The sequence below is a fragment of the Kitasatospora sp. NPDC097605 genome (genome assembly GCF_040302725.1).
Taxonomy (GTDB): Bacteria; Actinomycetota; Actinomycetes; order Streptomycetales; family Streptomycetaceae; genus Kitasatospora.
Window position 1 is genome coordinate 1 of sequence record NZ_JBEOSF010000077.1, and the last position, 7136, is coordinate 7136.

Below are 7136 nucleotides of genomic sequence, written 5' to 3' on the forward strand. Positions count from 1 at the left end.
AGTCATAGCGCCCCGAGCCGAAGGGGCGCGCCGGTGTCGAAAGGGAGGAGCGAGGACGCCGTGACGAAGGAGCGGCGTTGGAGCGACGACCGTCGGCGCCGGGTCACAGCGCCCCGGAGGCGAGCGGGCGAGTCATAGCCGCCCCGAGCCGAAGGGGCGCGCCGGTGCCGCAAGGGAGGAGCGAGGACGCCGTGACGAAGGAGCGGCGTTGGAGCGACGACCGTCGGCGCCGGGTCACAGCGCCCCGGAGGCGAGCGGGCGAGTAACAGTCAGCCGATCAGCCACTGCTCCTCGGCGACGGCGCCCACCTCGGTGCAGGCGTCGGTCAGCACGTCCAGGACGCGCAGCGGGTCCGGCAGCGGCTGCTCGGGCCCGCGCAGCCACCGCACCTCGGAGCCGTCCGGCAGCGCGGCCGGCGGCAGCAGGGTGTACGACCCGCGGCAGTGCCAGCGCAGGCCCGGGTGCTCGGACATGGTGTCCGGCGTGGAGTCCAGGGCGCTCGGCCACCACTCGTCCTCGTCCACCGGGGTGCCCCGGGTGGCGGTGAAGAACAGGTAGCGGTCCTCGCCGACGGCGGCCACCGGACCCTCGACGCCGAGCGCGGTCAGCCGCTCCAGGGCGAGGCGCCCGGCCTCGACCGGCACGTCCAGCACGTCGTGGACGCGGCCGGTGGCGGTGATGAAGTTGGCCTGCGGGTCGCGGGAGAGCCAGCGGGCGAGCTGCTCGGGGTCGGTGGTGGCCTGGGTCTGCCAGGCGAAGGAGACCGGGTGCTGGGCGGGGGCCGGGCAGGCGACCCGGTCACAGGAACAGCGGTAGCCGGCCGGATGGGCGGCGGGGGCGAGCGGGAACCCGGCGCGGACCGCGCCGAGCAGTTGGTCGAGTCTGGCCGCGGGGGTGTCGGGGACCGCCGGCCGGCCCCGCTCACGGTCACGCTTCTGCCACCAGGCCGTCCACCTGCCGCCGGATTCCATCGGGCCCCTTCCGCGCATTGCCGTGCCTGGCGTGACACAGCGTTCGACGTACCACTCCGACGCAACGCACGGCGCCCCCCGCTGCTTCCCCGGGTGGTGCTCGGCCCTGCAGTCCCGCGCCCTGCCGGCCGGAGCCGGGGATGCCGGGCGGCCGACGCCGGGGTCACGGTACGGAGTCACTGCGGCACGAGGGCTGCGGCTCGGCGGCCCGGCGGGCACGGTGAGGTGCGCCTCGCCCGGCCCGTACGGGCCCGCTGACCCGGGTGGACCCCGAGGGCGTAACAGGAAGGATAAGGGTGCGCGGGCCCTTCGGATGACCGGGGGCGGTGCCTCTCCGGTCACACTCCCCGCACCGGGCCCCCACACCGCCTCCGCCGCGCACCGCCCGGACGCACACCGGCACGGGGTGAGACCCTGGTGGGGTGAAGAGCGCGGACACCGAATTCGTCGGCGGCCCCCTGGACGGCCGGATCCTCCCCATCCCGCTGGGGCCGATGTACGGCGTGCCCAAGAAGTACACCGTGCCGGTCCCCTCGCACGGGGACACCCCGGCGCGCACACTGGTGTACGTCCGGGCCAAGCAGCAGCGGGGCGCCCGCTGGTTCTGGCGCTACGAGTACGACGAGGCGGCCACCGCCCGCGCTTCCGGGTGACGGCCGCCTCCCCTCGCGGGAGGACGGCGATGGCGAGAACCGCACGGCACCCGAGGACCCGCGCCGAGACGGTGGCGCACCACAACCGGCAGGTGGCCGCGGTCACGGCCGGCCTGCTGGTGGTGATCAGCCTCTACAGCGCGGTGCTCGGCAGCAACGGCTGGCTCTGGTTCGGCTGGGCCGTGTTGCTGCTCGCGTGCGTGGCACTCTTCGTCGTCCGCCCCTGAAGCGCTGTTACGCGTCCTCGGCCAGGATCAGGTACAGCTTCTTGCGGGCCTCGTTGAGCACCTCCAGGCCCTTGGCGCGCTGCGCCTCGGTGCCCGTCGCCATGACCTGACGGACGGCCTGCTCCACGGCGCCGAGCGCCTGGCCGACCTCCTGGACCGCGGCCCAGTCGATCTCCTGACCGGCCTCGGCCCACGGCTCGTCCGGCCCGGCGTCGGCCTCGGCCCGGCCGGCCTCGGTGAGCGAGACCAGCCGCTTGCCGCCGGTCTCCTCCGCCGTGACCAGACCCTCCTCCTCCAGCAGCTGGAGGGTCGGGTAGACCGAACCGGGGCTCGGCCGCCACGCCCCGCCGGACCGCTCGGCGATCTCGGCGATCATCTCGTAGCCGTGCATCGGCCGTTCCCTGAGCAGCGCCAGCAGCGAGGCACGCACGTCCCCGCGCCGGGCCCGCCCGCCGCGCCGGCCGCCACGGGCCCACGGCGGGCCGCCGAAACCGCCCCTGGCCCACGGCGGGCCCGGCCGTCCGCCCGGCCCGCCGAACGGCGGACCGAAGGGGCCGAACGCTCCCCGGCCCTCGTAGTTCTCGCCGGGCATCCCGGCGAACTCCGGCCCCGGGCGGCACCCGCCGGGACCCTCGCCACGGAATCGTCCTGGGCGCATCGCACCCACCTCCCGTTCGGGCCGCTCCGAAGCAGCCCAATAGACGATGAACAGACGATCGTTCCGGACAGTCGAATCACTGTCGCGATAACGTCTCGATAACTCGACGATATATCGGTGACTGTCGACCGTCAATGGATCCGATAGCCCCTCCTGGGCGTCCCGGCGCCCGGCCGCTACGGTGTCGGGGCATGGCCGGAGAACGAGACCTCACGACACTGCTGCGCGAGCTGCGCCCCCTGCTCAACCCGGGGCGGTACGTCTACTGCACGCTGCCCACCAAGGTGCCCGCCGGACTGCGGCCGGTGGCCACGGTCGCCGAACCCGAGGGGGTGACGGTGGTGGTCGCCCAGGAGGAGGCCGACGCGCTCGGCCTGCGCTACGAGTACGTCGCCGCCTGGATCACCCTGCGGATCCACTCGGCGCTGGAGGCCGTCGGCCTGACCGCCGCCGTCGCCACCCGGCTGGCCGAGGAGGGGATCAGCTGCAACGTGGTGGCCGGCTTCCACCACGACCACCTCTTCGTCGCCGCCGACGACGCCGACCGGGCCGTCCGCGCCCTGGAGGAGCTCTCCGCGCACGCCGGCTGACCGGGTCGGTCCAGCCGGGTGGCCGCCCCGCCGGGGGCCTCGGAGACTGGAAGGGCCGGGCACCCCCGCCCGGCCCCTCCCCTCCGCCCGGAAGGAAGTGCGCCGCCATGGCCATCTGCGTCACCTGCGGCAACGACTACTGGCTCGCCTTCGAGATCAAGACGGTCACCGGCGACGTCTACACCTTCGACAGCTTCGAGTGCGCGATGGAGAAGCTCGCCCCGCGCTGCGAGCACTGCAACGTCCGGATCGTCGGCCACGGCGTCGAGGTCGCCGGCATGTTCTTCTGCTGCGCCAACTGCGCCCGCGTCAACGGCGGTCTCGGCTCCCAGGTCCGCGACGCCGTCGGCACCCACCCGGGCTGACCCCGCGTCCGCCCCGGAACGACGAAACCCCCCGACCAGGTGGTTTCACCTGGTCGAAGGGGGAAGGGGCGGAAGAGTCGGCCTGTACGCCGGGTTTTGTCTCCCGGGGTGCTCGCGCGGCCCGGGGAGGCGGCCATCCATCTAGGGCTGCCGTTGCCGACAGCCTCGAGCGGTCTACCCGCGGACTCGGGCGAGCAGCCCTCAAGCATCCGCGCACGGCGCCGTGAGGCACCGATCTTGACCTTGCTCCAGGTGGGGTTTACCGAGCCGGCCGGGTCACCCCGGTCGCTGGTGGTCTCTTACACCACCGTTTCACCCTTACCCGTCGCCGAAGCGGCGGGCGGTCTGTTTTCTGTGGCACTGTCCCGCGGGTCACCCCGGGTGGGCGTTACCCACCACCCTGCTCTGTGGAGCCCGGACGTTCCTCGGCGGGTCCTGGGACCCGTCGCGACCGCCCGGCCGGCTCTTCCGCCGTAGTGGTCATGGTAGCCGCTCGGGCGGGGCGTCCCGAACCCCGGGGCGGGTCAGCGGCGGGTCGCCGCCGAGCCGGGCGGCGACCCCGGTGGCGGTGGCGGTGCCCCAGGCGGACGTGGTGGCCAGGCCGAGCAGCCCGATCGTGGCGCCCAGGCCCGCGATGATGTACCAGCCCGCGTGGGTGGCCGGGGCGAAGCCGGAGGCGACCGTGCCGACCACCGACGAGGTGACCACGGTGCCGATCACCGCGACGCCGAGCGACTGGCCGACCTGCCGGCTGGTGGAGGCGACGGCCGCCGCCACTCCCGCCTGGGCGCGCGGCATGCCGGAGACGGCGGCGTTGGTGATCGGCGCGTTCACGAAGCCGAAGCCGAAGCCGAACAGCCCGTACGCCGCCAGCAGCAGTCCCGGCGGGGAGTCCGCGGCCAGCCGGGTGAGCAGCAGCCCGCTGGCGACCAGGCCGAGGCCGGCCAGCACCAGCGGCAGCCGCGGGCCCCGGGCGCCGACGATCCGGCCCGAGAGCGGCGCGCAGACCAGCATCATCCCGGCCATCGGCAGCGTCCACAGGCCGGCTTCCACCGGGCTGTAGCCGCGGACGTCCTGGAGGTAGATGGTGTTCAGGAAGAGGAAGCCGCCGAGCGAGGCGAAGGCGCAGACGGCGGTCACGGTGGCGCCGGTGAACGGGGCGCTGCGGAAGAACCTCGGGTCGACCAGCGGCTCGGCGACCCGCCGCTCCCAGAGCGGGAAGGCCACCAGCGCGGTGAGCGCCGCCGCGGCCAGGCCGAGGATCAGCGGGGACGTCCAGCCGTGCGCCGGGCCCTCGATGATCGCGCCGGTGCCGCAGCCGAGCAGCACCATCATCAGCAGCTGGCCCACCGGGTCCAGCCGGCGGGCCCGGGGCGCGCGCGACTCGGGGACGTAACGGGCGGTCAGCAGGCAGGCCAGCAGGCCGACCGGGACATTGATCAGGAAGATCGCGGGCCAGCCGGCCGCGTGCACCAGGAAGCCGCCGAGCAGCGGTCCGAGCGCCATCGAGATGCCGACCACACCGCCCCAGATGCCGATCGCCCTGGCCCGTTCGCGCGGCTCGGTGAAGGTGTTGGTGATGATCGACATCGCCACCGGGTTGAGCATCGAGCCGCCGACCGCCTGCACCGCCCGGAACGCCACCAGCCATCCCAGGCCGGGCGCCAGGCTGCAGACCAGCGAGCCGAGCACGAAGACCAGCAGACCGGTCTGGAACACCCGGCGGCGGCCGAAGCGGTCGGCCAGCGAGCCGAACAGCATCAGCAGCGAGGCCAGCACCAGGGTGTAGGCGTCGATGATCCACTGCAGGCCGGAGGCGGGCGCGCCGAGGTCCCGCTGGATCTGCGGGAGGGCGATGTTCACCACGGTGTTGTCGAGTCCGACGATGAACAGGCTCAGGCAGCAGATCGCCAGGACGAGCTGCCGGCGGCGGCGTCCGGGATCGGCGGACGGCGGGCTCTCGGGGGTGGCTTCGGGCACGGGTCGATCCTCCCACCGGGCGGGCGTCAGAGGGCGACGAAGCGGACCGTCCGGGTGGTGGGGTCGGCGGTCGCGAGCCGGGCGGTGATCCGCGCGCCGAGCGGGAGGGCGGTGCCGGGCGAGGCGTCGTCCGGGCGCTCGCAGCGGGCCCGGACGGCCGGCTCGCGGAGCTGCACGGTGCCGCGGCCGGGCCGCTTCTCGTCCACGTCGATGACCACCGCCCGGAACTCCTCGCCCACCCGGCCGGCCAGCAGCTCCGCCTCCACCAGGTCCACGCAGGCCCGTTCGACCTCGGCCGCCCGGCGCTCGCCGCCCGCCATCAGCCCGGGCACGGTGGTGAGCGCCTCGCGCGCCCAGTCCGGCACCCGCTCCCCCGCGGCGACCGCCGCGCAGACCTCCTGCGCGAACCGGTCGGCCAGCCGGCGCAGCGGCGCGGTGCAGTGCGCGTACGGCGCGGCCAGCGCGGCGTGCACCGGGTCGGCGGGGGCGGGCACACCCCGGCCCGCGTCGAAGGCGTGGTAGCCGGCGCCGCGCAGCAGCCCGGTGCACTCGTTGAGGAAGGCGGCGTGCAGCGGGCGCTCCGGGTCGAGCGAGCGGACCAGGTCCGGGTAGGGCAGGCCGTCCGGCCAGTCGACGTCCAGCGCCCGGGCGGTGCGGCGCAGCCGCTCGTGGGCGGCGGGCGGGGCGGCGGGCAGGGTGCGGAGCAGGCCGACGCCCGCGTCCAGCATCAGCTCGGCGGCAGCCAGGCCGGTGAGCAGCGAGATCTGGGCGTTCCAGCCGTCGGCGGGGGTGGGGGCGCGGTAGCCGAGGGCGTAGCCGCGCGGGGTCTCCTCGATCTCCTGCTCGGGCACCGGCAGGCTGATCCCGCCGCGGGCGCGCTCGCGCTCCTCGCGCAGCCGGCCGACGGTGGCGAGCAGGCCGAGCTGCTCGTCCGCGCCGCCGGCGTCCACGGCGCGCTGCACGGCGGCGTGGTCGAGCCGGCGGTGCGAGCGGACGGCGGCGCGGCGCAGGTCGGCGAGGACGACGGCGCCGTCGGCGTCCAGGTCGAGCTGCCAGAGCAGGGCGGGGCGCACCTCGCCGGGGAGCAGGCTGGCCGCGTCCTCGGAGAGCCGGGCGGGGTGCAGCGGCACCCGGCGGTCGGGGAAGTACAGGGTCTGCACCCGGCGGCGGGCCTCCTCGTCGACGGCGCCGCCGGGGCGGACGAAGGCGGCGACGTCGGCGATCGCGTAGTGCACCCGGTAGCCGCCGCCGGGGCGGTGGGTGAGGTGCATGGCCTGGTCGAGGTCGCGCGAGCCGGGCGGGTCGACGGTGAACAGCGGCAGGTCGGTGGCGTCGTACTCCGGCATGCGCGGCGAGCCGGCGGCCTCCTCGGCCTCGGCCAGCACGGCATCGGGCCACTCCGCCCGGATCTCCAGCAGGGCGCGCAGCTCGGCCAGCTCCTCGTTGATCCGGGCGGAGTCGGCGGCCTTGACGCGCAGCTTTCGGCGGGGCATGGGGGCAGCGTAGGCCGCTGAACGCGCCGCCGCCCGGCGGGCGGCGGCGCGTTCAGCGGCCGAGGAGCGTGCGCAGGTCCGCGGCGGCGAGCCGGGGGACGCTGAAGTCCACACCGGCCCGGCCCAGCGCCGGGAGGACGGCGGCTGCCTATGTGTTCAGCAGCGGGTGACAGCCCATGACGACTGCCGGGTTTCCCCA

At 75.2% G+C, this 7136-nt stretch carries 8 protein-coding genes and 1 other RNA gene; 4 read left to right on the forward strand and 5 right to left on the reverse strand.

Features of this window, described 5'->3' with window-relative positions; translation table 11 throughout:
- Positions 1 to 269 precede the first annotated feature (269 nt).
- Entirely contained in the window at positions 270 to 971 is a 702-nt protein-coding gene (locus ABTX81_RS39260; protein ID WP_350555707.1) for a bifunctional DNA primase/polymerase, read from the reverse strand.
- A gap of 422 nt (positions 972 to 1393) precedes the next feature.
- Between ABTX81_RS39260 and ABTX81_RS39265 the strand changes: the two genes are divergently transcribed.
- Both ABTX81_RS39265 and ABTX81_RS39270 read left to right on the forward strand, forming a co-directional pair.
- Positions 1394 to 1624: a DUF8847 domain-containing protein gene (locus tag ABTX81_RS39265; protein WP_350555709.1), complete on the forward strand. Its 231-nt coding sequence runs from the start codon at positions 1394 to 1396 to the stop codon at positions 1622 to 1624.
- Positions 1625 to 1653: 29 nt separating this feature from the next.
- On the forward strand, positions 1654 to 1851 hold the full coding sequence (locus tag ABTX81_RS39270; RefSeq protein ID WP_350555711.1) for a hypothetical protein: 198 nt from the start codon (positions 1654 to 1656) through the stop codon (positions 1849 to 1851).
- Between the two features lie 7 nt (positions 1852 to 1858).
- On the opposite strand, the gene ABTX81_RS39275 is transcribed toward ABTX81_RS39270, so the two are convergent.
- Positions 1859 to 2509, reverse strand: coding sequence for a PadR family transcriptional regulator (locus tag ABTX81_RS39275; protein ID WP_502892964.1), 651 nt, complete (start codon positions 2507 to 2509; stop codon positions 1859 to 1861).
- A 191-nt stretch (positions 2510 to 2700) separates the two neighbouring features.
- Between ABTX81_RS39275 and ABTX81_RS39280 the strand changes: the two genes are divergently transcribed.
- Positions 2701 to 3099: an ACT domain-containing protein gene (locus ABTX81_RS39280; RefSeq protein WP_350555715.1), complete on the forward strand. Its 399-nt coding sequence runs from the start codon at positions 2701 to 2703 to the stop codon at positions 3097 to 3099.
- Between the two features lie 107 nt (positions 3100 to 3206).
- On the forward strand, positions 3207 to 3464 hold the full coding sequence (locus tag ABTX81_RS39285; protein WP_350555717.1) for a metallothionein: 258 nt from the start codon (positions 3207 to 3209) through the stop codon (positions 3462 to 3464).
- 69 nt (positions 3465 to 3533) lie between these two features.
- Here ABTX81_RS39285 and rnpB read toward each other — a convergent pair.
- From rnpB to ABTX81_RS39300, 3 genes are all read right to left on the reverse strand, one after another.
- An RNA gene (gene rnpB / locus ABTX81_RS39290) (RNase P RNA component class A) lies at positions 3534 to 3931 on the reverse strand.
- A 13-nt stretch (positions 3932 to 3944) separates the two neighbouring features.
- The gene (locus ABTX81_RS39295; RefSeq protein ID WP_350555719.1) at positions 3945 to 5444 is read right to left on the reverse strand and encodes an MFS transporter; all 1500 of its coding nucleotides are present in this window, start codon (positions 5442 to 5444) and stop codon (positions 3945 to 3947) included.
- Positions 5445 to 5470: 26 nt separating this feature from the next.
- Entirely contained in the window at positions 5471 to 6937 is a 1467-nt protein-coding gene (locus tag ABTX81_RS39300; protein ID WP_350555721.1) for an RNB domain-containing ribonuclease, read from the reverse strand.
- Positions 6938 to 7136: the final 199 nt, after the last annotated feature.